General features: G+C 42.5%; 28 protein-coding genes and 1 pseudogene. 5 read left to right on the top strand and 24 right to left on the bottom strand.

What is annotated here, in order from left to right:
* The first annotated feature begins 266 nt into the window (after positions 1 to 266).
* Both PGQ33_RS13225 and PGQ33_RS13220 read left to right on the top strand, forming a co-directional pair.
* Positions 267 to 992, top strand: a complete 726-nt coding sequence (locus tag PGQ33_RS13225; protein ID WP_022220430.1) for an ABC transporter ATP-binding protein — start codon at positions 267 to 269, stop codon at positions 990 to 992.
* A 17-nt stretch (positions 993 to 1,009) separates the two neighbouring features.
* Entirely contained in the window at positions 1,010 to 1,936 is a 927-nt protein-coding gene (locus tag PGQ33_RS13220; RefSeq protein ID WP_270205873.1) for a SufB/SufD family protein, read from the top strand.
* Between the two features lie 328 nt (positions 1,937 to 2,264).
* Here the strand turns inward: PGQ33_RS13220 and PGQ33_RS13215 are convergent, their stop codons facing one another.
* The 9 genes from PGQ33_RS13215 to PGQ33_RS13175 all read right to left on the bottom strand — a co-directional run bounded on the left by PGQ33_RS13215 (position 2,265) and on the right by PGQ33_RS13175 (position 13,207).
* A complete protein-coding gene (locus PGQ33_RS13215; RefSeq protein WP_270205872.1) occupies positions 2,265 to 2,864 on the bottom strand; it encodes a guanylate kinase in 600 nt (199 codons plus the stop codon).
* Positions 2,857 to 4,272 carry an aminotransferase class I/II-fold pyridoxal phosphate-dependent enzyme gene (locus PGQ33_RS13210; protein WP_270205871.1) on the bottom strand — a complete coding sequence of 472 codons (1,416 nt, stop codon included), beginning with the start codon at positions 4,270 to 4,272 and terminating at the stop codon, positions 2,857 to 2,859. Before PGQ33_RS13210 ends, PGQ33_RS13215 begins: the two co-directional genes overlap by 8 nt.
* A 103-nt stretch (positions 4,273 to 4,375) precedes the next feature.
* Complete coding sequence (locus tag PGQ33_RS13205; RefSeq protein ID WP_270205870.1) at positions 4,376 to 6,598, bottom strand: alpha-galactosidase; 2,223 nt, start codon at positions 6,596 to 6,598, stop codon at positions 4,376 to 4,378.
* 202 nt (positions 6,599 to 6,800) lie between these two features.
* On the bottom strand, positions 6,801 to 7,742 hold the full coding sequence (locus PGQ33_RS13200) for a DUF4340 domain-containing protein (RefSeq protein WP_270205869.1): 942 nt from the start codon (positions 7,740 to 7,742) through the stop codon (positions 6,801 to 6,803).
* A gap of 18 nt (positions 7,743 to 7,760) precedes the next feature.
* The gene (locus tag PGQ33_RS13195) at positions 7,761 to 9,215 is read right to left on the bottom strand and encodes a Gldg family protein (RefSeq protein WP_270205868.1); all 1,455 of its coding nucleotides are present in this window, start codon (positions 9,213 to 9,215) and stop codon (positions 7,761 to 7,763) included.
* A 12-nt stretch (positions 9,216 to 9,227) separates the two neighbouring features.
* Positions 9,228 to 10,094 (bottom strand): ABC transporter permease, encoded by an 867-nt coding sequence (locus PGQ33_RS13190; protein ID WP_270205867.1) that lies wholly within the window; start codon positions 10,092 to 10,094, stop codon positions 9,228 to 9,230.
* On the bottom strand, positions 10,078 to 11,199 hold the full coding sequence (locus PGQ33_RS13185; RefSeq protein ID WP_270205866.1) for an ABC transporter ATP-binding protein: 1,122 nt from the start codon (positions 11,197 to 11,199) through the stop codon (positions 10,078 to 10,080). Before PGQ33_RS13185 ends, PGQ33_RS13190 begins: the two co-directional genes overlap by 17 nt.
* Before the next feature lie 271 nt (positions 11,200 to 11,470).
* Positions 11,471 to 12,376 carry a hypothetical protein gene (locus PGQ33_RS13180; RefSeq protein WP_270205865.1) on the bottom strand — a complete coding sequence of 302 codons (906 nt, stop codon included), beginning with the start codon at positions 12,374 to 12,376 and terminating at the stop codon, positions 11,471 to 11,473.
* Positions 12,377 to 12,514: 138 nt separating this feature from the next.
* Positions 12,515 to 13,207 carry a 5'-methylthioadenosine/adenosylhomocysteine nucleosidase gene (locus PGQ33_RS13175; protein ID WP_008374185.1) on the bottom strand — a complete coding sequence of 231 codons (693 nt, stop codon included), beginning with the start codon at positions 13,205 to 13,207 and terminating at the stop codon, positions 12,515 to 12,517.
* A 190-nt stretch (positions 13,208 to 13,397) separates the two neighbouring features.
* Between PGQ33_RS13175 and PGQ33_RS13170 the strand changes: the two genes are divergently transcribed.
* The gene (locus PGQ33_RS13170) at positions 13,398 to 13,649 is read left to right on the top strand and encodes a TIGR03905 family TSCPD domain-containing protein (RefSeq protein WP_008374186.1); all 252 of its coding nucleotides are present in this window, start codon (positions 13,398 to 13,400) and stop codon (positions 13,647 to 13,649) included.
* A 451-nt stretch (positions 13,650 to 14,100) separates the two neighbouring features.
* On the opposite strand, the gene PGQ33_RS13165 is transcribed toward PGQ33_RS13170, so the two are convergent.
* Together PGQ33_RS13165 and PGQ33_RS13160 are read right to left on the bottom strand one after the other, a co-directional pair.
* Positions 14,101 to 14,571: a DUF6147 family protein gene (locus tag PGQ33_RS13165; protein WP_270205864.1), complete on the bottom strand. Its 471-nt coding sequence runs from the start codon at positions 14,569 to 14,571 to the stop codon at positions 14,101 to 14,103.
* Positions 14,572 to 14,629: 58 nt separating this feature from the next.
* Positions 14,630 to 15,628 (bottom strand): DUF4367 domain-containing protein, encoded by a 999-nt coding sequence (locus tag PGQ33_RS13160; RefSeq protein ID WP_270205863.1) that lies wholly within the window; start codon positions 15,626 to 15,628, stop codon positions 14,630 to 14,632.
* A gap of 143 nt (positions 15,629 to 15,771) precedes the next feature.
* Here PGQ33_RS13160 and PGQ33_RS13155 point away from each other — a divergent pair, with 143 nt between their 5' ends.
* On the top strand, positions 15,772 to 16,839 hold the full coding sequence (locus PGQ33_RS13155) for an undecaprenyldiphospho-muramoylpentapeptide beta-N-acetylglucosaminyltransferase (protein ID WP_195502276.1): 1,068 nt from the start codon (positions 15,772 to 15,774) through the stop codon (positions 16,837 to 16,839).
* A gap of 78 nt (positions 16,840 to 16,917) precedes the next feature.
* On the opposite strand, the gene PGQ33_RS13150 is transcribed toward PGQ33_RS13155, so the two are convergent.
* Together PGQ33_RS13150 and PGQ33_RS13145 are read right to left on the bottom strand one after the other, a co-directional pair.
* Entirely contained in the window at positions 16,918 to 17,472 is a 555-nt protein-coding gene (locus PGQ33_RS13150; protein WP_173686103.1) for an RNA polymerase sigma factor, read from the bottom strand.
* Between the two features lie 17 nt (positions 17,473 to 17,489).
* Complete coding sequence (locus PGQ33_RS13145; protein WP_008374196.1) at positions 17,490 to 17,903, bottom strand: HIT family protein; 414 nt, start codon at positions 17,901 to 17,903, stop codon at positions 17,490 to 17,492.
* Between the two features lie 111 nt (positions 17,904 to 18,014).
* On the opposite strand from PGQ33_RS13145, the gene PGQ33_RS13140 reads away from it, so the two are divergent.
* Positions 18,015 to 18,746, top strand: coding sequence for a sensor histidine kinase (locus tag PGQ33_RS13140; protein ID WP_270205862.1), 732 nt, complete (start codon positions 18,015 to 18,017; stop codon positions 18,744 to 18,746).
* 94 nt (positions 18,747 to 18,840) lie between these two features.
* Here PGQ33_RS13140 and PGQ33_RS13135 read toward each other — a convergent pair whose 3' ends face one another.
* The 11 genes and pseudogenes from PGQ33_RS13135 to PGQ33_RS13085 all read right to left on the bottom strand — a co-directional run bounded on the left by PGQ33_RS13135 (position 18,841) and on the right by PGQ33_RS13085 (position 26,303).
* A complete protein-coding gene (locus PGQ33_RS13135; protein WP_008374199.1) occupies positions 18,841 to 19,593 on the bottom strand; it encodes a DUF6382 domain-containing protein in 753 nt (250 codons plus the stop codon).
* The gene (locus PGQ33_RS13130; RefSeq protein WP_117559394.1) at positions 19,590 to 20,006 is read right to left on the bottom strand and encodes a TadE family protein; all 417 of its coding nucleotides are present in this window, start codon (positions 20,004 to 20,006) and stop codon (positions 19,590 to 19,592) included. The genes PGQ33_RS13135 and PGQ33_RS13130 overlap by 4 nt, the downstream gene beginning before the upstream one ends.
* Positions 20,000 to 20,425 carry a prepilin peptidase gene (locus PGQ33_RS13125; RefSeq protein ID WP_049938189.1) on the bottom strand — a complete coding sequence of 142 codons (426 nt, stop codon included), beginning with the start codon at positions 20,423 to 20,425 and terminating at the stop codon, positions 20,000 to 20,002. The genes PGQ33_RS13130 and PGQ33_RS13125 overlap by 7 nt, the downstream gene beginning before the upstream one ends.
* Positions 20,410 to 21,318: a hypothetical protein gene (locus PGQ33_RS13120; protein WP_008374202.1), complete on the bottom strand. Its 909-nt coding sequence runs from the start codon at positions 21,316 to 21,318 to the stop codon at positions 20,410 to 20,412. The genes PGQ33_RS13125 and PGQ33_RS13120 overlap by 16 nt, the downstream gene beginning before the upstream one ends.
* Before the next feature lie 32 nt (positions 21,319 to 21,350).
* Entirely contained in the window at positions 21,351 to 22,718 is a 1,368-nt protein-coding gene (locus PGQ33_RS13115; protein ID WP_270205861.1) for a DUF5702 domain-containing protein, read from the bottom strand.
* A gap of 37 nt (positions 22,719 to 22,755) precedes the next feature.
* Positions 22,756 to 22,956, bottom strand: a complete 201-nt coding sequence (locus PGQ33_RS13110; protein WP_022220442.1) for a Flp1 family type IVb pilin — start codon at positions 22,954 to 22,956, stop codon at positions 22,756 to 22,758.
* An 11-nt stretch (positions 22,957 to 22,967) separates the two neighbouring features.
* Complete coding sequence (locus tag PGQ33_RS13105; protein ID WP_270205860.1) at positions 22,968 to 24,167, bottom strand: hypothetical protein; 1,200 nt, start codon at positions 24,165 to 24,167, stop codon at positions 22,968 to 22,970.
* Positions 24,168 to 24,283: 116 nt separating this feature from the next.
* Entirely contained in the window at positions 24,284 to 24,856 is a 573-nt protein-coding gene (locus PGQ33_RS13100; RefSeq protein WP_055248076.1) for a type II secretion system F family protein, read from the bottom strand.
* Positions 24,857 to 24,998: 142 nt separating this feature from the next.
* Positions 24,999 to 25,355: pseudogene (locus PGQ33_RS13095) on the bottom strand (ATPase, T2SS/T4P/T4SS family); the annotation flags it as partial.
* A gap of 139 nt (positions 25,356 to 25,494) precedes the next feature.
* Positions 25,495 to 25,791: a hypothetical protein gene (locus PGQ33_RS13090; protein WP_117698104.1), complete on the bottom strand. Its 297-nt coding sequence runs from the start codon at positions 25,789 to 25,791 to the stop codon at positions 25,495 to 25,497.
* Positions 25,792 to 25,922: 131 nt separating this feature from the next.
* The gene (locus PGQ33_RS13085) at positions 25,923 to 26,303 is read right to left on the bottom strand and encodes a TnpV protein (protein WP_117592879.1); all 381 of its coding nucleotides are present in this window, start codon (positions 26,301 to 26,303) and stop codon (positions 25,923 to 25,925) included.
* Positions 26,304 to 26,308 lie beyond the last annotated feature (5 nt).

The raw sequence follows: 26,308 nt of genomic DNA, 5'->3' as shown, positions 1-26,308 counted from the left end.
TTCCTGTGGTCTTTCTGAATTATTTCTGAAAATTCTGCGAATTTCGCTTTGCAGGTATGCTTTTCAATAATAAAAGATGACAACTTTTTCGATATGTTTTATAATAGACATAAATATATAAAGATTCTGTATCCAATGATGTAATCAGATTGCTCCATTGTTACGCAATTTATTCTTTTGATACTTACATCATACAATTTATGAATATAAATTTTTCAACCAGACAAACTTTATATAAGTTTCTTACACAGAAAGGGGATGAACTCATGCTGGAAGTAAAAAATCTTACATTCCAGGTGAATGAAAACGGAATAGAACGCAGCATTGTAGAAAATATCAGTTTTAACGTAGAAGACGGAGAAATGCTGGTGATCACCGGTCCGAACGGAGGTGGCAAATCCACACTTGCAAAAGTGCTAATGGGGATTGACCAGGCAAGTGCCGGACAGATCATCTTAGACGGAACCGATATCAGTGATTATGATATCAATCACAGGGCAGAAGCCGGAATCGGTTACGCATTCCAGCAGCCACCGCGCTTCAAAGGAATGACGGTAAGCAAGCTTTTATCACTTGCGGCTGGAGAAGATCTGACAAGAGATGTCTGTTGCAGACTTTTAAGTACCGTTGGACTTTGTGCCAACGAATACATTGAACGTGAAGTAGACGGAACCTTATCCGGCGGTGAAATGAAGCGTCTGGAAATTGCAACCGTTCTCGCAAAGCCGCACAAACTCTGTATTTTCGATGAACCGGAGGCCGGAATCGATCTCTGGAGTTTTTCTATGTTGATCGAACAGTTTGAAAAAATGCACAAAGAGAAAAAGCAGAGTCTTATTCTTATTTCCCATCAGGAAAGAATCATCCAGATGGCTGACCGGATCATGGTAATCGAAGGCGGAAAGATCGCTTCGATCGGACAGACTGCGGATATCCTTCCACAATTATTAGGAAAGACAGCAGATTCTTACAGCTGTCTGAAATGTAGATAACAGGGGAGGAACATACAATGACTTTATTGGATAAAATTACAGAAAAAGTATTAGCACAGATCGATGACACCGGTTTTACACAGTCCGGTGCATTCAATTTACGACATAATGGAATCGCTCTCTGCCACGGAGACAGTGAGCATATTAAAATCAAGAAAAAACAGGACAAGCCGGGAATCGATATTTTCATCGATGGAAAAACAGACGGCGAAGAAGTTCATATTCCGGTTGTTGTTGACGCAAGCGGAATGACGGACGTTGTTTACAATGATTTTTATGTAGCAGAAGGTGCAAATGTAACCATCGTTGCCGGATGTGGTATCCACAACAGCGGATGTAACGAAAGCCGCCATGATGGTATTCATACTTTCCATGTGGAAAAAAATGCAAATGTACGCTATGTAGAAAAGCATTATGGAGAGGGCGAAGGCACCGGAGCCCGTGTACTCAATCCTGTTACCGAAGTTTATCTTGGTGAAAATTCTGTATTTACGCTGGATACTGCTCAGATCAAAGGAGTCGATTCTACGGTTCGTGAAAATAATGTACATCTGGAAGCCGGTTCCAAGCTTTATGTCATTGAAAAACTGATGACACATGGAAAACAGGAAGCTACTTCAAATATGATGGTGGAACTGCTCGGAGAAGGCAGCTCTGCGCAGATCGTATCCCGTTCGGTCGCAAAAGGCGAATCCAGACAGATCTTCCATCCGAGGGCTGTCGGAAAGAACCGTTGCCATGCACATGTTCAGTGTGATTCTATTATCATGGATCATGCAGAAGTAAGTTCAATTCCTGAGATCAATGCGAAGCATGTGGATGCGGCTATTATCCATGAAGCTGCAATCGGAAGGATCAATGATGAGCAGTTGATCAAGCTGCGGACTCTTGGAATGACGGAAGAGGAAGCAGAAGGGGTGATTATTGAGAACTTCTTGAATTAGAGTCATACGTGTAGTAGTAAAAGAGACGAAAAAGACAAAAATTATCCTCTGGCTATGCTCAGTTGCACTAACCATTCCACCGAGCCTTTGAAAGCATCAATTGTGTCAGCAATGGCTTCCACAATTGATTAAGTCTCGGTTCCATAGTGCAAAATTCGCAGATCCAGAGGATAATTTTTGTCTTTTTCTGTGTCTTAACTCCACTACATTATAAAATCTTATTTAAGTTTCAAGAATTTCTCAATGCAGGATTCATCTGAACAGGTGGGCCTGTCTCACTGGGGTGTTGAGATCGGTGTTATTTATGAATGGTTGAGTTTTGTATGGTTTATAGCTGACTCTGCTTTTTTAGTATTTTCTTACAGATTTTCTCAAGTACGTCTTCAAGGTCTGTGTTTTCGTAGCGTTCTGTGATTCCGGCGTGGGCGAGGTTTTCTTCGGAGAAATCTTTGGAATCGGCGAGGAAACGGCGGCACATTTCGGCGTATTTGGGTTCTTTCTGGGTTTTCTCACGGGCGAGGGCGCGGGTTAAGCGCTCTCCGTCTTCTACCTCGATGTAAAGTGGAACTACTTTTTCGTTTCCAAAATAGGTTTTCAATTTTTCATAGGATTCAAGGGTTCCGATCATGAGATAATCCTGATTTTTTTGTTCAAAATTGAACTGCCCGTCATCAGCGGTGAAATAGTGCCAGATACCATAAACTGTATTGTAAGCACGTTCTTCGATCAATCGGCCTTCTGTTTTGAACTTTTCAAGTTCAGTTTCGTCTGTAAAAAAATATTCTTCGCCTTCTTTTTCTCCCTCACGCCGTGGACGGGTTGTATAGATCGTTACATTTTTTAACTGTGGCATTCTTTTTCTCAGCTCTTTGTAGATTGTGTCTTTCCCCGTTGAACTTTTTCCCATCAGATAATATATTTTACTCATGTTTCCACACCTTTATCTTGCCTTCCGTCTGTATTCCTTCTATTTGGAGATTCTGTGTTTCATAATAGCAAAGAAGTTCTACTGCTTCCCGGCTGATCCGCTCTCCCGGTACGATAACCGGGCTTCCCGGTGGATAAAGATAAGCGTATTCCAGAGAAATATATCCTTCGCTTTCCTTCCACGGAATCTCTTCTGCTTCTCCGTCTTCCTCCCGGTCCTCTGCCTCTTGCAGTGTAAAATACTGCTCCAGTCTCGGAAGCTCTCCGGAAATCTCTGTGCTTCCGGAAACGGCTGTTTTTCCTTCCAGCTGACCGTCTATTTCCAGTAACGCAGCTTTTAACCTGTCCAGTCCTTCCTGCGTATCTGCCACGGTCGTCATCGCAAGTACATAGGTTCCTCCGGTCATTTCCATTTCCAGATGATATTCTTTTCGCAGCCGTTCCGCAAGCTCCGGACTTGTAATATTTGCATTTGCTGTGGAAATCACAACTTTGGAAATATCATAATGTTCTGTACGGAGAATCTGTAAATGCTGTAATGGTTCCAGCTCTTCTCTGAACTTTTGCAGCCTTTCTACATAAAGTTCAAATGCTTCCTCACATTTTCCATCCAGGAAATCTACACAGGCATCCAGGCTTGCCATGAAAATATACGACGGACTGCTGCTCTGCAGCATATCCAGATATTTCTTAATTCTTCTACGATTTGCAAATTTCCCATTGATATGCAGGATCGCTGTCTGGGTAAGGGACGGCAATGTCTTGTGCAGACTATTGATCACCACATCTGCTCCCAGATCATTTGCGCGCCCCGGAAATACCGGATGAAATCCGAAATGCGGTCCATGTGCTTCATCTACGATCAGTGGAATCCTATACGAATGTGCCACTTCTGCAATTCCTTTCACATCCGATACCACGCCATCATAATTTGGAGATACGATCACAACGGCTTTGATATCCGGCTCTGCAGCAAGTGCTTTTGCCACATCTTCTTTGCTGATCTCCCCGTTCATATGCATGGAAATATCAAATTCCGGATACACATAGCGCGGTACAAGACCATTCATATAGATTGCATGGTAAATGGATTTGTGACAATGGCGTGCCACCAGAATCTTATCTCCCCGGTGCGTACATCCCATCACTGCACTTAAAATTCCGGCAGTACTTCCATTTACCAGAAAATGACTTTCCTCTGCCCCAAATACCCTTGCGGCTCTTTCCTGCTCTTCTTTTAAAATACCATCTGCGTGATGCAGATCATCGAAACCATCGATTTCCGTGATATCCAGATCGTATGGGAGTTCAATTCCAAGAAGTGCCTTGTTTCTCTTATGTCCCGGCATGTGAAATGCGTAAAAATCGCTCTCGGAATATGCTTTTAATTTATCGTATAGTCGTTCCATTTGATACCTCTTTAAGTCTTTTAGAAACATCATATAATTTTTCTTCCGAAAACGCAAGAGGACGAAACGGTTCTCCCATTTCGTCCTTTCCATATATTCCGGCTTACACAGCCACAATCTCAAACACTTTCGCCTGGAAATCTCCCTTATCATTCACGCCCTTCTTCCATACACCGGACGCAGAATCGGACAGGATCATTCCGACTTGCATCAGCTCATCGCCATAGCAGTCATAATCATATCCGCTGACCTTATAACAGATATCTTCTTTCAGCCCTTTCAGCTTCAGTCTCTTAAATCCAACATTGACCGGCTGCATTACCCGGTAATAACCGACCAGCGCCTTCTTCTGATCCTCCGATACGATCATCCATGCGGTCTCATTTCCCTCAAACGGACTCTTCAGTCGATAGAAAGTTCCTTTCTGGATCAGATCTCTCTTCTCCTTCATAAATGCGATCTGACGGCGGATTTCTGCCTTATCTTCCTCGCCAAGCTTTAAAAGGTCAAGCTCATATCCAAAAGTTCCAAAGTAAGCCACATCTGCTCTTGTCTCGATCGGTGTCACACGGTTTGTCTGATGGTTCGGTGAAGCTGATACATGGCTCCCCATGCAGCTTACCGGATAAACCATTGAAGTTCCATACTGGATTTTCAGACGTTCGATTGCGTCAGTATCATCCGAAGTCCATCCCTGCGGTGCGTAGTAAAGCATTCCCGGATCAAATCTTGCCCCACCACTTGCACAGGATTCAAACAATACATGCGGAAAACGGCTGGTCAGGCGCTCATACAGTTCATACACACCAAGGATATATTTGTGGCAGACCTTTCCCTGATACTCTCTGTCATTTCCATTGGAGAACACCTCTGAAAATGTACGGTTCATATCCCATTTGATATAAGATACCGGCACTTCTGCAAGAAGATTTTCCAGCATGTCCCCGATATATTCACGTACCTCTTTCTTAGAAAAATCCAGTACATACTGTGTCCGGCTGTGGCAGATCCGCTTGCCCTGTTCTGCAAGAAGCCAGTCCGGATGCGCCCTGTACAGATCACTGTCTTTGTTCGTCATCTCCGGTTCAATCCAGAGCCCGAATTTTAAACCTTTGGCATTGATCTTTTCTGCCAACTCCTTTAACGTTCCTTTCAGCTTTTCCTCATTCGGATACCAGTCGCCAAGGGAAGAAGTACTGTCATCTCTCTTTCCAAACCATCCATCATCCAATACAAAAAGCTCCATTCCAAGATCTGCTGCCGCATCCGCAAGTCCCAGAAGCTTTGGCGCATCAAAATCAAAATAAAATGCTTCCCAGCTGTTGATCAGGATCGGGCGAACCTTATCTCTCCAGGTTCCCCTTGCCAGACGTGTGCGGTACAGCTTGTGAAAGGTCTGGCTCATTCCGTTAAGTCCAGCTTCCGAATATACCATTACCATCTCCGGTGTCTGGAAGGATTCGCCTTTTCCAAGTGTCCACTTAAATCCATTTGGATGGATTCCCATCAGCACACGGGCGGTATCATAATTGTCTACCTCTGTCTGTGCAAGGAAATTTCCGCTGTAAACCAGACTGAAACCGTAGACCTGCCCCTGGAACTCGTCTGCATTTTCACGCGCAAGTGCAAGGAACGGATTGAACTGGTAGCTGCTGCATCCGCGCATACTGTAAATACTCTGGATACCGTAATCCAGCTTATGTCTTCTCACATGGCGCTCTCTCGCCCACACACCGGCAAGATCGATCATCTCATAATCCTTGTCCGGCAGATCCATACAGGCGCTCATTGCAGAAAGAAGTGTGATTTTTTCATCAGAATCACATTCAAAACGTACACTTCTCGCGATCACCGGAAATGCTTCATAGATCGTATATAAAAGGACAATTCTTGTATTGATACTTGTATCCTCCAGAACCAGTTCCAGAGTCTGCGCCTCATCATCACTTTCTACATAAGTCGCCGGAAGTCCTTCAAGCTTTGGTTTGCCATTATAAATTTTATGCTCTTTATATACAAACTCGACTACATTGCTTCCGTTCTCCCGCTCGATCTCATATGCCGGAAAACGCATGTCTCCGCAGCCGAAAGTCGGATACTCCTGCTTGATATTCTCCAGTGAGAATGTAGAATTTCCCTCGAAAGCATACGGTGACATATCACGCATCGCATATTCAAAAAGATGGCTGAAATCTTCTTTATGTGTCAGGCGTTTTCCATAGTAGAGCTGTCCCGGCTGGTCGTTGTCAAGGATCTTGATGATATAGCTGATCTCCTGGTTGTAAAGATGAAACTCTCTTGTTTTTTCATTGTATATGATTGGCATATCGTTTCTCCTCATTCCATATTGTATAACGTTCATTTTTCCGTATTATCTGTATAGTATCACTGTTGGTTTTTCAGCGTCAATGATTCCTGCGGATAAATTTGTAAAACATACACTCAAAAAAGGGACTCTGTCCTTTCCTGAAAGACATCATCCCTTTTCCTTTCTTAGCAGATTTATTTAATTTTCTCTTTGTATTCTTCTACTCTGCACTACTGTCCACTTTCCATCCAAGCGCTTTCTCTACCGTATCGATCAGTACCCGGCTTACTCTTTGTGAACCGTCCATCTGTACATAATAGTAGGTCGCACTGTCGTCCTTGCTTCCCACATAGAATGTAACTGTCTTTTCCTTATCATCATCCGACGTATCCTTGTAAGTCAGCTCCACCTTCGTCCGCTGATTTTCCGCAAGCCCGTAATTGCCAAGCGTCGCGTCCGTCACATGATAATCTGCACAATCTGTAAAATAGAATCCGGAAAGTGCTGTCATAATACTTGTGACAGTATCTTCCTGATCCTCATTGTCCGCTTCGTAGGTTTTTACCTCGTCACCCGGTTTTGTCACAGTCTCTTTTACAAAGTTATCAGATGTAACTGTTACAAAGCTGTCCTTTTCAGCAACATCTGCAAGCTGCCATACCATTTCCGAAATCAGATCTGTCGATACCGTGTACACTTTTTCTGTTCCATCTTCCATGAAATAATAATTTTCTCCGGAAGCATTCCCGATTAGAAATTTATGTGCCTCGCCATCCTTTCCGGTCAGCGTAAGATTATATTCCGGTGAATCAAATCCATAGTCTGAAAGGCCATCCGGATTCTTGATCTCTTTTACCGCCCGAATATCCGAAAATGCATCTTCCATATTTTGCATACTGCTCTCCGTCAGTGCGATCGTGGTGTCCGGCGCATACTCCCAGGTATCATCCTCTTTTACAAAGGACATTTCTTCCCCAGATGCTTCTTTATACTCGATCGACTCCAGCGAATCTGTCTCAAAAATATGCACCACTGCATTTTCTTTTTTCTTCTCTTCTGCCTCTGACTTAGATGTATTCCATTTTTTCAGCCCGAAAAATGTAATGAGCAGAACAAGCAGTACGAGCAGAAGGATTCCTATTGTCCTTGTTTTTTTCTCCATCTTTTTTCCTCCTGCCTCTTACGCTTTCCGTCTTCTCATCCAGATCACAAATCCAAGGATCAGAATTGCAAGCGGAATAATAAAGATCACAAGGATGCTGAATGCACCTGCATGCATCGATGTGTTGGTCTCAGTCGAAAGACTCTTCGCTTCAATCGCAACATTGTTTACATTATCAAAATTCTCTGTCACTGAATTTACAAACAAAGTCAGGTTATCCAGTGTCGTCAGCTGATCTGTGATATCCGAGCTGATCATAGATGCAGAAGCAAGCACCGTAAGTCTTGCCGTCTTTGTGTCTGTATCCGTTGCATCACTCTTATCGTCTTCATCCTCGCTGTCCGAATCTGAAGAATCCCCAGAAATCGCATTGGTAGAAACGGCTCCCAGGATATACTGTCCCTGTGTCTGGTCATTTTCTGTCACTGCATATCCACTGTCTGATGTCTGCATAAATGGAGTAACCGTCAGATTATCATTATCCGTATCTGTTTTCTCCATACCAGGTGAATTCAGTAGAAGTACCATCTGATTGCTGATGCCGCTTCCCAGGTCACCACTCAGAGAAAGCTGTGGGAAGATTGCATAATAATTTCCCTGGTAGCATCTCTGGGTATCTGCAATATAACCGCTGACTTTTTTCAGTCCATAATCTGACATAATTCCGTCCAGATTTGGTGTGTCTGAAGTCGTATCTCCAAGGATCAGATAAACCTTTCCGCCGTCACTCAGATATTTCTCAATAATTGTCTTTTCATCATCTGTAATATCCGATGTCGGTGCATAGAGGAACAACAGGTCACAGTCATCCGGGATTTCCGGACTCATACTCAGGTTGATTTCTTCCGTCTCCAGATTATTCTTAGTAAGCAGATCACTTACCGAACTTGAAAATGTCGCTTCTCCGTGACCACTGGTCCGGTAAATCTTGCTTGTTTCCTCGCTGGTTACATAATTGATCGCACTGGTAAGCTGTCCTTCTCCGTCGAAAGAACTTTCGCTGGCACTTCCGGTCGTATAATAAGAATAATAATCCGACTGGATAATATCTGAAAATGAAATCGTTGTAGACTTTCCGGTTGCATCACAGGACACAACGATTACATTCCCATCGGTATTATATTTCTGAAGAACGGACGGATGCAGTACGCTGTCCACCCATTCCACTTTTACTTTGCCGGAAAGCGCCGCATATTTTTTCACAAAAGTCTTGATCCTGGTATCCACAGAATCCTGTTCTGCGATCACTTTCAAATCTACTTTTTTATCCAGCTTCTTCAGCATTTTTGTGGACACACTGCTGATATCGTACAGATTGTTGCTGCTGATATCAATATTTCTTACTTTTTCCGGAAGCTGTCCTGCCACCAGATTGATCACGATCGCGATTGCAATCACGATCACTGCAAGCCCTACGCTGTAAGTTCCGTTCCGGGAGGACTTGCTGCTGAACATTTTTTTGATTTTTTCCATGTCTTCTCCCTCCTAACTCCAACGTCTTTTCTGAATGGACTGCATGGTCAGGAAGATAAATACACCTGCCACACTCAGATACAGGATCAGCCCACTCACATCGAAAAGCTTGTTATATGCTACGTTGTCAAATACATCTGCAAGATACAGCTTCTTCATGATGTTGACCAAAATATTTTCAAATAATGAAGATTTTACAAAGCTTACGATCACAACCGCAACAACTCCGATCGCTTCGATAATTCCTGCGATCATCCAGTTTCCCGTCATCCGGTAAATGATCAGCGCCGCAATGGTAACGAATACCACAATACCGATCATGCCGCTTGTAGCTGATGTCGGGAGGAAATTGATCAGTCCTCCCCAGAGATAGATCAGAAGCAAAACGCCAAAGGTTGTTACTGCCGCAATGATCTGACTTTCTGTGAGTGACGAAAGAAACATTCCGATTGCCAGATACACGCATCCGAGCAGGAAGAACATCAGGATCGACAGATAATCCACCTTCAGATACGCCGTTCCAAAGCTCTTAATGATAATTGGGAAAATGCAAAAAATCAGGCACGGTACCGCAAATACCGTCACCATCGCAAGGTATTTCCCCATCACGATATCAAATAATTTTACCGGTGCGGCAAGCAGAAGCTGGTCTGTCTTGTTCTTCCGTTCCTCCGCAAAGGAACGCATGGTGAGCATCGGGATAATGATGATCAACACGTAGTTGATATTCATCAGAACATATGAAAAATAGGGATATCCCGAATTTAAGTTGTACGCCATAAAATAGATTCCCGTGAAGATCACAAGGAATGCGATCAGGACATAGCCTGTCATTGATTGAAAATAGGATTTTAATTCTCGTTTATAAATTGCTGTCATTTTCGAGATCCTCCTTTTCATCCTCACTTGTCGGAACGGCATTTTCTTCCGGCTCTTCATCCCTCTCAGTCAGCTCGTTCTCTTCTGCCTCTTCCTGCGCATTTTTCTTGCGCCGCTTTACCATCCGGTCTTTCTTTTCGCCGTCTTTCATCGCTTTTGCTGCTGCAGGTGTGCTTCCCTGCGTCAGCTCCAGGAAGACATCCTCCAACGTCGTGCGGCTGTGATACAACATAAGTAACGGGCAGCCCTCCTGTGCAAATGCCATAAATACTGTTTCCCTGATATCTTTTCCATCCTTCGGGAACAGACTCGCTTTTACCGTTCCTTCTTCTTTTCCGTGTTCCACGGATGCCTTCTGCACATTACCGATTGTGCCGATGACTTTCCGTACCGTATCTTCATTTCCCTTTGCCAGGATTTCCACAGTCTGCTGATTCGTCAGAAGCTTTTCCAGATTCTCCGGTGTATCACTTGCCACCAGTTTCCCTTTGGAAATGATCATAATATAATCGCAGACTTCCTGGATCTCTGCCAGAATGTGTGAGCTCAGGATCACGGTATGCTCTTTTGCAAGCTCTCGGATCAGTTCACGGATCTCAATGATCTGCTTCGGATCCAGTCCGACCGTCGGTTCATCCAGAATGATGATCTCCGGGAATCCAAGGATTGCCTGCGCAAGTCCGACTCTCTGCTTATAACCTTTGGACAGGTTCTTGATCAGCCGGTCCTGTACATCCATGATCTTCACCATCAGCATGACCTTCTCAATCTGCTCTTGCCGTTCCTTTTTCGGGATCTTCTTCAATTCCGCTACGAACCTCAGGTATTCATTCACCTTCATATCCGTGTAAAGCGGTGGCATCTCAGGCAGATAACCAATACATTTTTTTGCTGCCTCCGGTTCCTCCAGTATATTGTGCCCGTTGATCAGCACTTCACCTTCTGTGGCGCCAAGATAGCCGGTCATAATATTCATCGTTGTGGACTTTCCGGCACCGTTCGGTCCTAAAAATCCATAGATCTGCCCGGTATCTACAGTAAAATTCAAATGATCTACAGCCAGATGTGAGCCGTATTTCTTTACAAGATTTTTTACCTCAATCAATGTTGTTCCTCCTGACTACAAAATTTCATGTTTTTCAATTATACGGATGATTTGTGAAACTTCTGGGGGCAATCTGTGTTCATTCTGTGTTTTTTCTGTAAAACGGTGAACTGCAAAAGTGTACCACCTGCCCGATAATAATAGAAATACCGATATCTGGAATCAGCTTTTCCACATATCGGTATTTTATATTTTTAAATCATTTTTTACCCGAAAAAGACTTTTTTATATACTGGACAGATTTCACTTAACTTGCGATTATCCACACCAGTCAGGCAAGGAATTCTTCCAGAATTTCCCGGATTCTTGCCTCTTTTGTCGGTTCCAGCTTTTCGCCGGTATCTTCCTGCTTAAATCGGGAACCGGCTGTATCTTCCATCCGTGCTCCAGGCTGCTGCGTCCGCATTTCATCAGCCTGATTTGCATTCGCCTGTCCCACTTTTGCTACTGTCTGCACGGTCTGCTGCATTTGTCCATCTTCTGTATACCGTTTTTCGTTCGCAGAAACCGCATTTACCGTAGCTGCGCTTGCTGGCACGGTTTCTTCTGAAAATGGTCTTTGCACCTGACCAGAATGCGCCGCTTCATTTTCCTCTGCATCCATTTTCTCCGGAATCTCATCCGCTCTCTGAACTGTAACCTGGATTTCTTTCTGATTGGTCTTCTCATAGCGATGAGCATATGTATTTTCCAGAAAATCTACCATATAGGTTTTCGCTGCCTCCAGCTGATAGGCATCATCCGCAAGCATCCGGAGTAAAAAGAGCGCCAAAGCTCCCATACCGCCCAAAATACCATATCTGTAAAGTCCCTGTTCCCTCTCCCCCGCTGCATAAGCAAGCGCTGTTCCTGTGGCTCCAAAGATAAGGCAGATCCAGATGCTCCCCTTCGCCCACTGCCTCCAGGTATGCAGCCTCACGCCAAGCACCCGGTATTCATACAAATATTTCTCTACAAATGCACCAACATTCTGTACTTTATCACTCACCATACACCCATGCTCAAATTTTGCCCTTACAAGCCGCATCAGCGGATGATTGCTTTTGCTCATGTTACTTGCTGCTCTTACCAGCTTTTTCAGTGAAATCCCGGTAATCAGTCTTGCAATCGCGCCGATCCCGATCATCACTCCCGTCAGAAAAAATACCGTTTCTCTCACCACGAACATTTCCAACATAAAAAGAATCCTCCTTCTTAGATTTACCGTCATTATACCGTAAACCTCCGAATTTGGATTCCCTAATCGTTCGCCACAATCCGACATCCTGTCTGGAAAATGACGCTGCTTTTCTGTTTTACTTTGCTGCCTTACGCATTACATTCTTTCTACAAGACCTTTGACAAGCCCTACATAATGGGTGATTGCCATCTTCACAAACTCCGGATAATCCATCGTTGCACTGTTGTCAGCTTTGTCCGAAATTGCACGAATAATGACATACGAAACTTTATTCAGATATGCGGTCTGCGCCATTGCTGCGCCTTCCATCTCCGCACACTTTCCATCAAATGTCTTTACCAGATATTCCTTCTTTTCCTTGCCAGAAATAAACTGATCTCCACTGAGCACTCTTCCGGTAAATGTCTGAATGTCCGGATTCACTTCTTTGTTTACTTCCACTGCCAGCTTCACAAGTTTCTCATCTGCCGGGAAAGAAAAGGTATCCATTCTCGGAATCTGTCCTACCGGATCGCCAAGCATACTTACATCCATGTCGTGCTGAACTGCATCTGTAGAAATCACGATATCCCCGATGTTGATATCTGCATCCAGAGAACCTGCCACACCTGTATTGATCAGCGTATCCACACCAAAACAGTCAATCAGAATCTGTGCGCAGATTCCCATGTTGACTTTTCCGATACCACTTCTTACAACTACAACTTCCTTGCCACTCATAATACCTTTGACAAAAGTCATTCCGGCACGTTCCATCGTATCCTGAACTTCCATCGATTCCTTTAAGATTGCAACCTCTTCATCCATTGCTCCGATAATTCCTATCATTTGAAAATCCTCCGTTTTTCTTACATATTGTTTTTATCTATATCTATAGATTTCCCTTCAAAATTACAATAGCTATTATATCAGATTTCTTATAATATGCACTAGCATTTTCTTATAAGGCTGTGTTATAATCATTGAAGCAATTTTATAAGGCACAATAATAATATAAATATAAAGGAGGACTATACTCATGGAATTTACACCACACGGCGTCTGTTCTAAGAATATTCACTTAGAAGTAGACGAAGCTGGACGTATTCATAATGTTGAGTTCACAGGCGGATGTAACGGTAACTTACAGGGCATCGGGCGCCTCGTTGAAGGAATGGATATTCACGAAGCAATTTCACGTATCGAAGGTATCAAATGCGGATACAAAGCAACATCCTGCCCGGATCAGCTTTCACTTGCTTTAAAAGAATATTTAAGCAATAACCAGTAATCAAATAATTTTTTCGCAATTTTGTGTCAAAACAAGCAGGTCAGGAATTATCCCGACCTGCTTGTTTTGGTCTAATTCAGTTTAACATTAGTTAGGCTTCTTGCTTGCTCTGATATTCCATACTCACATATTTCGCGACCGGGTTGTATTATTTGGTCATATGCTTTCTGTCCAATCAGAAAATACGTTTATTAGTTGTGGCCTTTACAGTCCTGTTCGCCCTCTTGTCAGTCTGCAAGACCGGAGATGTTGAACTTTATCAACCTGCAATTCAGACAGGTGTTAAAAGGAATCTTCCCATCTCCCTCCCTCATATTGTTCCCTTGTCCTTACTTTCGCTAACTGCCGCACCGGTTGATAGTCGTATGAATATTTTATAAAAAATATTTTTTTGGTAGTGCGGGATGAGTTAGGGTGGGTAAGGGGTTGGGATGTTGTTGGTTTGTGATTTTTAGATGTAAATGCCGTTGGTGAATGAATCGCTTACATCTGAGTTTGCGTAATGTACACAGCCTACACGATAATAATATCCAGTTGGTACAGATAATGTCTTACTAGTACTTACATAAACTGAATTATAATTTGTTTCTGACCATGAAGTATAATAAGCCCATTTTCCATTCAATAATCGCTCCACAGTTACACTAACCGTAATCTTGGAAACCGTTTTCTGCCCTACCGTGTTTCCTCCCGCACCGATTTTTCCTGGTCCTACTTTAGTAATTGTTGATGATCCACTTTTCAAATATATGCCTCTACTCATTGATCCAACTGTTACTTCTGAGGAATCATCATTTGTCAAATAAGAACCATCAATACACTTCGGTACATCCGATGCCTTTACAACTCCTTGCGTACTGATAAACAATGTACAAACCATGACCATTGTCAAAATCAGCGACAAAATTTTACTTTTTTTCACCTTTCGCCTCCTCTCTACACTATATTAACAATCGAGAGAGAAAAAACTCACGCCATATTTAAAAAAAATATAAAGTTTTTAAAAGTTCTTTAAAACTTTTTTCATCCATTGTCGTATTAATTGTATAAAAAACATCTTTGTAAGTAAACTGTGCCACGCTTTCCTTGCCTTCATCTGGCAATTCATATTGAATAATAACAATATTATTACCATCTACTTCAAATTGTTCCTCTTTAATTTTTTTATCTTCTATATCATATCCGTGAGATTGTTCTTTATAATTAAAAATCATTTGATATTCAATAATATTATCTTCATTATTATAAATCAAACACGCCCGCTTCAATGTCTCATTTATGTCACTTTGCACCAATATCATATCATCTGATTTTTGCAAAAATCGAACAACATCCACTCCCATTTTTTTCTTTATTTCTTCATAAACTTGAAATTCATCATATTCATCGACCTTATTCTTATCCCCATCTTCTCTCTCCGTATCTACCTGTGTCATCTTCCTATCTCCGATAGTCTGCGTCCACAGTTTCCCAAAGAACGGCGTCCCACCAATACTCACCATACTCCACATCATAGCAAGCACAGCCACGATCGCCACGATTCCATATGCCTTCCAGTGCCGTTTTCTCTTCTTAACTTTCTTCTTCCCGGCTTCCTTCCCGGTCTCTCCGTTCGTACCGTCGTCACTTGCTTTATTATCTGTTTCATGCTTCACATGCTCAATTGGCACAACATTATCTATATAACTGTCACTCTCCACATCTTTCTCAAGATGATCTTTCGTATCCTCCCCTCCGCGAAGCGCCTGAACCTCTCGTCCGAGACGGATTGCCTCCTTGTCGGCATCTGACAGTTTTTCATATGCTTTCTGCTGTTCTTCATATTCTTGGATTTTACTCCACATCTTTTCATCCAGGTCTTCTGGAAAGGAAATGTCCTGCAGTGATTCGTCCGAGTCCACTTCTTCCATGATTTCCCCGGCTTCTTTTTCCAGTTCAGCTTTTAAAAGCTTATCCAGATTATCTTCATGTTTTTCCATTTTAAACCTCATTCTTTTGGATTTCTTTTCCCTTTAACTTGACCTTTTTCCTTCACCTGTTTAATATTATGATATCAGGGCAGTCTCTCTGCCTGTATCAACTGCGAATCTTAATTCGCACCATCAATGGGAGGATTTTTATTATGAAACGCATCATTCTGACCGGCGGAGGTACTGCCGGACATGTTACACCTAATATTGCACTGCTTCCCCGTCTTCGGGAACTGCAGTATGACATACATTACATCGGTTCTTACAACGGTATGGAAAAGCAGCTGGTTGAACAGCAGGGGATTCCATATCATGGTATCTCTTCCGGTAAGCTCCGCCGGTATTTCAGCCTTCAGAACTTTACGGATCCGTTCCGCGTCCTGAAAGGCTTCAGTGAAGCCAACCGTCTGATCAAGCAGTTAAAACCGGATGTAATTTTTTCAAAGGGTGGATTTGTAAGTGTTCCTGTTGTTATTGCCGGAAAGAAGAACCATGTTCCTGTTATCATTCACGAATCGGATATGACTCCGGGACTGGCTAATAAGCTTTCCATTCCTTCAGCTGCAAAAGTATGCTGTAACTTCCCGGAAACTTTAAGTTCCCTTCCTCAGGATAAAGCTGTCCTTACCGGATCCCCTATCCGTCAGGAGCTTTTCACCGGAGATAAAGAAAAAGCCTGCGCTTTCTGTGGTTTCAAGGAAGTAAAACCAGTTATCCTGATCGTCGGAGGAAGTCTTGGCGCAGTCGCAGTCAATAATGCAGTACGCAAGATTCTTCCTGAACTGTTAAAAGATTTCCAGGTTGTTCATCTCTGTGGTAAAGGCAAGCTCGATGAAAAGCTCACCGGTCTGAACGGCTATGTTCAATTTGAATATATTCAGGATGAACTGAAAGATCTCTTCGCCCTTGCCGATGTTGTAATCTCAAGAGCAGGTGCAAATGCAATCTGCGAATTGCTTGCTCTTCGCAAACCAAATCTTCTGATTCCACTTTCAGCTAACGCAAGCCGTGGTGACCAGATTCTGAATGCCCGTTCTTTTGAACGTCAGGGATTCAGTATGGTTATGGAAGAAGAAGAGCTTACAGATGAAAAGCTTCTCGCAGCTGTCCACAAGCTTTATGATTCCCGTGAAGACTTCATAAATGCAATGAATCAGTCTTCTCAGCAGGATCCGATCAAGACAATTATCGGTCTGATCGAAGATGCTGCTTCCAAATAATTTTTTAACAACAGTTATTTACATTGTTCAAAAACAGGTGCCGGAACGACACCTGTTTTCTTTACATATCCATCGGTGCTATTTTGTGTAATCATCAGAATTGTAATGTATCTTTACCCATTTTCTTGCTCTGTACAGTACACCCGTCAGTGCTTGGATACTGATCCCCATAGATTCAGCCACATCTTTTTGTTTTCTCTCCAGACAGTAAACCATGGTAATTGCTTCGTACCAGTTTTCATTTTCTTCGTACAATGCATCCAGAATCGTCCATCCATAACCCACTTTTTCTTTTTGTAAAATTTTGTGGAATACATGCTCCTCTGCACTTTCCGCATATTCCTTCGAGTACAGATCCGAAAACAGCTCAATATCTGCCTTCGGACATTCTCTTGCCCGCTTCTTCATATAATTGATAGCTGTATTTTTCGTTGTTGTTACCAGCCATGCTGCCATGTATTCTTCATCCACTGTATCAAAGTGTGTATATAGTTTTAGAAAAACCTCCTGGAATATCTCTTCCGCTGACTCTTTGTGACTGCCAGAATAATCCATTGCTATCCGATAAACGTTGAACTTATTTTTATAGTACACGTTCTCGAATTCCTTTTTATTCTTATTCTGAAAACTCACTCCAGTACCTCACTATTTTATTTTTCTTTCAGTTTTTCCAGGATTTCATCCCGATCTTCATCTGTAAGTTTACCCGGTTTCCAGCCGAATCCGCTCTTGTCATTTTTATATCTCGGAATCAGATGCATATGGAAATGGAATACGGTCTGACCGGCCACTTCCCCGTTATTCTGTACGATATTATAGCCGTCACATCCAAGTACATCTTTTAATCTTGTTGTGATCTTCTTTGCAAGCTTAAATGCTTTTCCTGCCAGTTCTTCATCAATAGAATAAATATCTGCCGCATGTTCTTTTGGCAGGATCAGTGCATGTCCCTTTGTCGCCGGTCCAAGATCCAAAATTACTCTGAAATCATCATCCTCATATATGGTTGCAGATGGAATTTCTCCATTTGCGATTTTACAAAAAATACAGTTCTCATCCCTCATGTTTTTTCCTTCTTTCTACATTTTCTTCGATTAATCTCGAATTTGTTTACGAACCAGACTTTCAATGATAAACTACAACTACTTTATATCATGGAAAGGATGGTCGTTACCATGCCATTTACTGCAAATGATTATGAAAAGTTACATCAGCTTATGAATTCCAGTCCGGAAATTCGTGAATTACTTCAGAAACTCCTGGATTCACAGCAATATACAATCAGCAAGATCAGTCATGAAGTTCGCAATCCACTGACGCTGATCTACAGTACCTTTCAGCTCATAGAGTCCAGTCACCCTGAAACCAGAGATTTCAGCCACTGGTCAGAGCTTCGCGAAGACATTGAATACACAATCTCTCTGCTGCAGGAGCTGTCTGCCTATAATAACAGTGAACATCTGCATCTGAGCACGTTTTCTGCACAGGACTTTTTGGGACAGATCTGCCTGTCCTTTGCCGCCTCCTGCGTAGATACCGACATTGGATTCTCTTCTCTGATAGCCCCTGATCTTCCATCTCTGACGGCCGACAGATTAAAGCTGCATGAAGCGATTCTCAACCTTTTAAAAAACGCCCGTGAAGCCATTTCGTCTGCCGGTTCAATCCGTCTGGAAGCAATCCTCAAAGATCAAATGCTTCAGATTACCATATCTGATACCGGATGTGGAATCTCACCGGAATATCTCGACACGATTTTTGATCCTTTTGTCACTTACAAACCAGACGGCACCGGTCTTGGTCTTGCCATTGTCAACCGGACAATCACAGCTCACGCCGGAACAGTAACAGTTACTTCCTCCTGTGGAAAAGGCACTTCTTTTTTGCTTTTGTTACCAATTACATAATCATTTTTATTATAAAAAACACGTAATTGTTTTACAAGTACTTCTTTCCATAAACTGGAAAATGTAGTAAAAAGAAAAACATGTCCTATCTTACTTATTCCTCTGAATCATCCGCCATTATCTCATCCCATTGGGATTCCCGTTTTTTTCTACGTTTCTGAAGGCGCTGATTCAGAAATCCCCAGACGCTCTGTCTGTCCTTTACAACCTGCCCTTTCATTTCCTGTTCTGCAATCCAGTCATCCAGGATCAGTTCCTCCTGCAGATCATATCCTGCTTTTTTCTCCGGCTGTATACTCTCCATTTCATTCTCCTTTTTCTCCAGTATCCGCTCCAGCGCATACTCAATATTATAATTTTCTTCCATTGAAGCCTTATGTAATTCATATGCCAGATAGACTGCCTCTTTCTGTTCATAATCTGTCTCCCTGACAAAATACTCTGTAAGCTCATGAAACTTTTCCAGAATATTACCTTCCAGTCCCGGACAATAACAAAAGTAATAGATTTCATCCGATACATAAATATGTCCCGGATCCAGGCTCAGACAGTTCACGTCCAGCAGATAATTCTTCACTGCATAAAGCACCTGGATAAACTGTCTCATAAAATTTTCCAGATCTGCAAATTTCCAGTGCTCTTTTTCTCCCTTTGCTTTCACGGATATCTTCCCACTGATCTCGTAGCGGTACTGGCTTTTATCATCTTTTCCCTGCCCTCTTACTGACAAGAGTCCGGGAATCGCATTTTCCATCAGCATCCGCATCTGATAATCTTCTTTATATAGCTCATCTGTTTCCAGAATCATCCAGGCATGATGTAAATCTCTTTCGTACTCTTCTCTCATTCCTCCTGGTCCCTTTCTACAATCTCCTGCAATACTTTTTTCCTGCGTATTTTTTCCTCTGGCACGGTCAGTGCCGCACTGCGTTTAACAGATACGCGCATTTTTCTCTTTTGCGCTCCTGCTGTCACTTCAAATTCATCTTTTACTACCGCAGTTTCCACCGATACTGTATCAAAAAATATCAGTTTGTTTTCAATTCTTTTCTGAAAATACTGCTCCATTTTTCCATCTTCTATTTCCTTTTGCCATCGCCATTCTTCACTTCCGACAATCGCAGTCTCATATGCCGCCCCACCGATAATATTTTTATCATGGTAATAAAAAAGTGCGAAAATGACTGCCATCCAACAAAGCAATACTACCGGCATCAGATACGCCATCTCAACTACTGTACTTCCTTTTAGCTTTACCATATAAATGTCCCCAGATAGCCGATCAGAAGAAAAGGATAAAATGACATTCTTGTCGTCCTTTTCCATTTTCCGCTCCAAAGACCTGCTCCTGCTGCCATCGCAGCCACAAGAAATGCAAGCATCAGCATTCCAAGCAGATTCCAGATCCCAAGAAAAATACCCATATTCAGGATCATCCAGCTGTCTCCGTACCCTATTCCCTCCTGTGACCATTTCGATATCATGAGAAATACAATTCCACATCCCAGTCCGGCAACCCATACACTCCAATGCATCCGTCCAAATAATGCACGGTACAGAATCGCCGCACAGCTTCCTGCAAGCAGATATTCTGTCGAGATTTTCTGATATTTTATATCCTGTGCTGCTCCGAATCCTAAAAAAAATAATCCTGCCAATTTTGCTATTTTCCACCACATTTCGAACATGCTCCTTTTCCTTTTACTTCTGACAGCGGAACTGTATAAACTTTTCTCTTCAGTCCGCTGCATGATAATGAAGTATGATAACGATCCCCGTAATCTGTGACATAGCAGTTTCCATCATTTCCCGGCATCCATCCACACCGTTCACACAAATGATAAATTCCTCCACTGCTGTTTCTCAGTTCCCCTAACTGTGTTTTCGCAACACTGCGCACGGACGGTTCCAGATAAGTGCACTGATAATTCCGGTGATATACGATCCCTGTTTCTGTCACATATACAAGCTCATTATCTCCAATTCCTGCTTCGTAGGTCTTTACATAACCGGTCCATGTCTTCATCCTCATTTTTTCTTTATAATGCAGTACCGGAATATGAAAGACAGGAACCGGCAATTCTACTTCATATTCTGCCGTCAGTTCCAGCACTCCCATTCCCGGTATCGCCCAGGATCTTTTACAGCTGACTCCTCCGCTTCCGCCAACAATCATACTTCGATCCATTCTTTCTTTCCCGACCGCATTTACAAGATCTGCATGCAGACTTATCGGGTTCAGCACGGGAATTTCTGCAAAACTCTCTGCCACCTGCTTTCCTGCACTCTGCAGTCCGCATCTTACTGCAGACTGGATGCTTCTGAGCTCCAGCATCCAGATCAGGCTCACCGCCGCATATAGGAACAACGGAACACAAAGTACAGCTTCTACTGTTACCGAGGCAGATACAGATGCCTTTTCTTTGACACAAGATATGGCGATCAAATCAGGTAGAAAATCAAATCCTTCCTCCTTTCTGCGAATATCAAATATGTGTTTGTAATTCAATATTTTTCTGTACATCATCAAAGGAATTTTATTTATTATTTCGATTGTCCTCAGAAAAGACACCTGTATCCACCTCCTAACATTTTCATTTTTTGTTACTGATATTGATATAAAATATGATACTGATACCGGATTCCTCTTCTCAGATAACATGTCATGTCAAAGTCTGCTCCTGATACGCAGGCATCTGCCCGGAAAAACGTTTTCTCCATTCCGGATCGCAGATTCATTTCCACCAGATCCAATGCTCTCATCGACAGTTCTTCCTTTGATTTTAAAACCAGCATCATTTGCAGATACTGCTCATAAGAATTTCCCTCTTCTGTCTCCTTCCCTTCCGGAATACTTCTGTTCTTTGCCAGTTCAAGCAGACTATCCAACGTCAGATTCCAGCTCTCCTTACTCTTTACAGCTGGAACCTTCTTCCCTGCCAGAAGCGTCTTAACATCCGTAAGGCTTTCTCCATAAGCCCATGCAAGAAGCAGCGCATGCTTGATCACAGGTCTGATCTCCGGTGAAAGAAACACCGCACTCAGTGTCGTTGCAAGGGTATCCACCTCCATTTGCATGTCCTTATCGGTCAGCAAATATCCATAATTCACTGCAAATCGAAGGATTCGGATTCTCCCGATCACATATTCCAGATTGTCCTTGTCGCTCGCCTTTCCTCCTAACAAATACTCCATCTCATAGTCCAGTACCGTATTCTTTTTCTTATTTGCAGCATTGCCAAACTTATCTATAAGGTACAGATTGAAAAAAATGGTATCTCCGGCTCCATTATCTTTTTCCTTCATGGTTCCGTATCCCTGCCTGAGCTTTCGGTTCGATACAGTCTCTTCTGACTTTACAGCTTTCGATGACAGCGTAAATCCTTCCGGGCTGACCAGATTTAACAGTGCTTGCGCCTGTATATCCACAATATCCGCCAATGGATTATTTTCTGCAGGAAGTTCTTCTTTTTCACTTTCCAGCATCTGGTCAAGTTCTTTACTCGTCTCTATATTCTCTTTCCCATATTCATTTGCTTTCAGTTCCTGCTCCTTCCATTCGGATACCTTTCCCGTCAGATTCTCTATCGCCGCAGCTCCTGTCTTCATTTTCTCGTATTCAACCGCCTGCCGCAGAAATTCTTTCCCATTCTGGTCTGTCAGATAACGGATTGCCGCAATCTCTGTTTCTATATTTTCTGCCCCGTAAAAGGACAGTCGGTTTAAAATATTTTCTTCAGACATTGTTCCGGATTCATAACTGCCTTCTATTGCAAAAATACCATATCGCTCCAGAAGATCTTTCTGATATTCTGCAAACGCAGATTCCACTGCCCTGCCTGCGTCTGCTCTTCTCTCATTCTTTGCCAGCTGGATCGAGGCACTTTCCAGCAAAGCCCCAACCAGAGTAAGAAGCAGAAGAAAGACCAGGCTTAGAAACACAGTAATCTCTCCCTTTACCATTTTTTTCATCTCTGTACACACTCACTTCTGAAATAAAATTTTTATTTTAGATTCCTGAACTTTCATTCGTTATTTTTTCAAATATTTTAGTTACAAGTTCATTAAGCTGTTTCTTAAAAATGATAACCAGACCGATAATGACGACCAGTACAAGGATCAATTCTACCGTTGATATCCCGTCTTTTTCCGTCAGAATCTTCTGAATTCTGATCCATCCTGTCCACAGCTTCTTTTTTACCGCCTTCATTCTCTCACCTCCTACACCTGGATCGACAAAAATGCCGGTACAACTACGATCGTAATCACGATGATCAGCATCAAAAGCATTGGGATCAAAAGTCTGGTTCCTGCCTCTTCTCCCAGCTGTCTCGCCCTGCTCTTTCTGTCCTCCAGTGCCTGTACTGCCTCCATACGAAGCATTTCAGAAATTCCTTTTGCACCCTTTTTCAGATTCTGTGAAAGAAGTGCTCCCATTTTCATATACGGAATCAGATCACATCTTCTTGCAAATCTTTCATAACATTCCATCTCCGGAATTCCACTTTTCATTTCCTGCCAGGTTTTCCAGATTTCTTCATATGCTTCTCTTTTTCTTCCCGTTTTTCCCCTGGTGATTCCATAGTCTTCCGCAATCCTTTTCCACACATTTTTTGCTGTCATTCCGGCACCGGTCAGCATCGTAAACTCTGTGATAATTTCCGGATAATCCAGCATCATCTGCTCTTTTCTCGTCTTCTTCTGATTGTTTTCTTTCTGTATTTCTCTTCCGACAAGCAGAATGCTTATTGCTATTCCGAGCATCAGAATCGGAATCACTTTTGAATCTTTCTCCTCTGTCCAGGCAATTTTTCTTCCGTCCAGACTGGGTGGCAGTGTAAGATATGCTTTCTGCCTCGTAGCACTGTCCTGTAATCTTACCAGTTCCAGAACCCGCTCTTTCGTGGAAAGCGTTTTCTCCTGTCCTGCAAAAATAACAAGATCCATCTCACACGGATATACCTTATCTTCATAATGCAGAACTCCGGTAATATTCATCCCAATCCCCTGATTCTCCGGATCTTCTTCCCGGATTTTTTCCTGATCCAGTCTCCCAAGCGAATCCATTACATCATATCTGCTAAGTTCCCAGGAAATCGAAAACGGAAAATCGTCTAATGCTGTTACCAGATCCAGATCTGTCTTTATATGCGACAGATCCTTATTTTCCCCGGAAATCACTTTTGCAAGCTCTTTCCTCGCTTTCTGAAACTCCTTTTCCAGCCGCTTTTCACTGTAAATCTTCGGTGACACACGAATTTCTATATCCTGCTTTTTTTCTCCTTCAACCTGCATAGAAAGCGCCGCTTCTTTTTGTCCTTCCCCGTACCCGTTCCGCTTTATCTGCATGGTTTCAGAGTTTTCCGTCCCTGTCTTCTGCACGATTTCCGACAAAAATGCCAGACTTGTCACCGCCAACATCAAAAAAAATATCTGCCTGAAAAGCCTGTCCCATTTTCTGAAAAGTGATTTCTTCTTGAAATACATCCATGCACAAGCTCCGAGAAAGAAATACATTCCGATACAAAACCACATTTCTATACCTCGATTTCCACAATCTTACATCCAAGTCTCCAGGCAGCAATGTAAGCTCCAAGACAAATACTCATAAAAGCCGCTCCTGGCAGATTCCCGTATAACCCCGCCATAAATTCCGGAAAGCTCAGACGCATATAACCAATAATTCCCAAAGGGATCACTGACATGATCTGAAATTCCATTTTTTTCGCTGCAATTACGGTATCAATTTCTCTTTTTACTTCCGCTTTATCACCAAGTTGTCTAACCGCATTTTTAATGATCAGAATACTGTCGCCTCCGCTCCTCTTTGCCAGGGAAAATACAGTGACAAATGTATCCACCTCCGGAAGTGCTACCCTTGCAGCAAAATCCTTCCAGGCAGCTTCCGCGGTTACGTTCAGATTCAGCTGCCTTACCATATACGTAAATTCCCGTACAATAAGTGTATGCCTATCATACATGATCTGCAGGTCTCTCTGTACCTCTTTGATCGCGTTCTCCATAGAGTATCCCACATTCAGCTGCGCTTCCAGTGATTGAAGCGCATCCTGGAACTGTCTTTCAAAACGTCTCTTCCCTTTTTCCTCCACCTGACAGATCATCCTTTCGTAATACTTCATTCCCAGAGGAAAAAGCACTGCCATCATCCATAGTCTTGAATAGAACAGCATGGCGATCAGAAACACCAAAAGAATACTTTCCGTTATTGCCAGGGCATACTCCTTCCGGCTGATACCCTGCCGCCATAAGTTTTTCCGTCCGTGTAAGTGTGGACCTTTTCACCCACTCCCCCTGGATTCTTCCATCCTTACTTCCCGTCTCCTGAAAGGAAAATAACGGTTGAAGCCTGATTTCTCCTTTTTCATATCCCAATACCTCCATGATTTCCAATACTTTCCTGCTCTTGTCCCGAAGGCGTCCCAGATGTACCAGGATATCGATTCCGGAAGCGATCTGACGCATAACTGCTTCCAGCGGAAGTTTAATCCCCATCAGTACCATTGTAGACAGTCTGCTCATCATATCATCCGGACTGTTCGCATGGCCGGTACTGATCGACCCGTCATGGCCTGTATTAAGAGCCTTTATATGGACTCCCTATGTTCCCATCATGCAGAAATACAATATCTGTACTTAATACACAATGTATATAACGTTATTATCTTGCCATTTCACAGTTGCAAAAAGAAAAGAGAACCTTTCACAGCCCTCTTTCATATCGACTTTCTCATTCATTTATCATACTCAACAGTTTGTCAACCAATGTCTCTAAACTTTTTCCCAAAAATGGGACAAAGTCTGGTATTGCACCAAATGCCATCCCAATTATTATCATTCGACCACATTCTCTTGCAGATTCCAATGCAAATCCATAGCTCAAAACACCTGTCAGAATAAATATAATTGATAAAAAGTAAAGAAAAATATTTCCCAACATCATAGGAATTTTTAATAACCAGCAAATCAATGTCATTACTACAAGAATCAAACACAAAAACACTTTTATTATGTACTTAACCAACATTTTTAATCCCTCACTTTTTTATCTTTCCGGACAGCAAGAATCCTGCCATCCGGACTTCCATTTTTTTGCTATCCGGACTTCCACTTTTTTGCTATCCGGGCTGCAAAATTCTTGCTATCCAATACAGTTCATTATCCTTTCGTGTATATCATTTCCGTCAAAATCATCTCTTCTGCATCATGACAAATGGTATTCATCCTCCTAGTCCATTCCATGTTGTCCTGTCTTTTTAATTTCTCTGTAATTCCTTGTTTCTCCATCATCTGTTTTACTAATTGTTCTTCCCTATCCCTTGCTTCTGCATCAATCTGATTCAAATGCTCAACAAGTTTTCCTTGTAACAACAATATTTGATATTTTGCCCTTCTGTGTTCCTGTAAATAGCTTTTACGAAGCATCCCATATTTCCCATATGTTGGTTCAATATCTTTAAGTGCCAATTCCGGCAAATAATAATCACCACATAACATATAAGTAAGTCCATTTTTCTCATCGTAAATTTCGTTCTGCATAAAAT

This window comes from Coprococcus sp. AM100_B19A, from assembly GCF_027662015.1.
In the GTDB taxonomy this organism is placed as follows: domain Bacteria; phylum Bacillota; class Clostridia; order Lachnospirales; family Lachnospiraceae; genus Allocoprococcus; species Allocoprococcus comes.
This window is presented reverse-complemented; position numbering and strand designations above follow the sequence as displayed.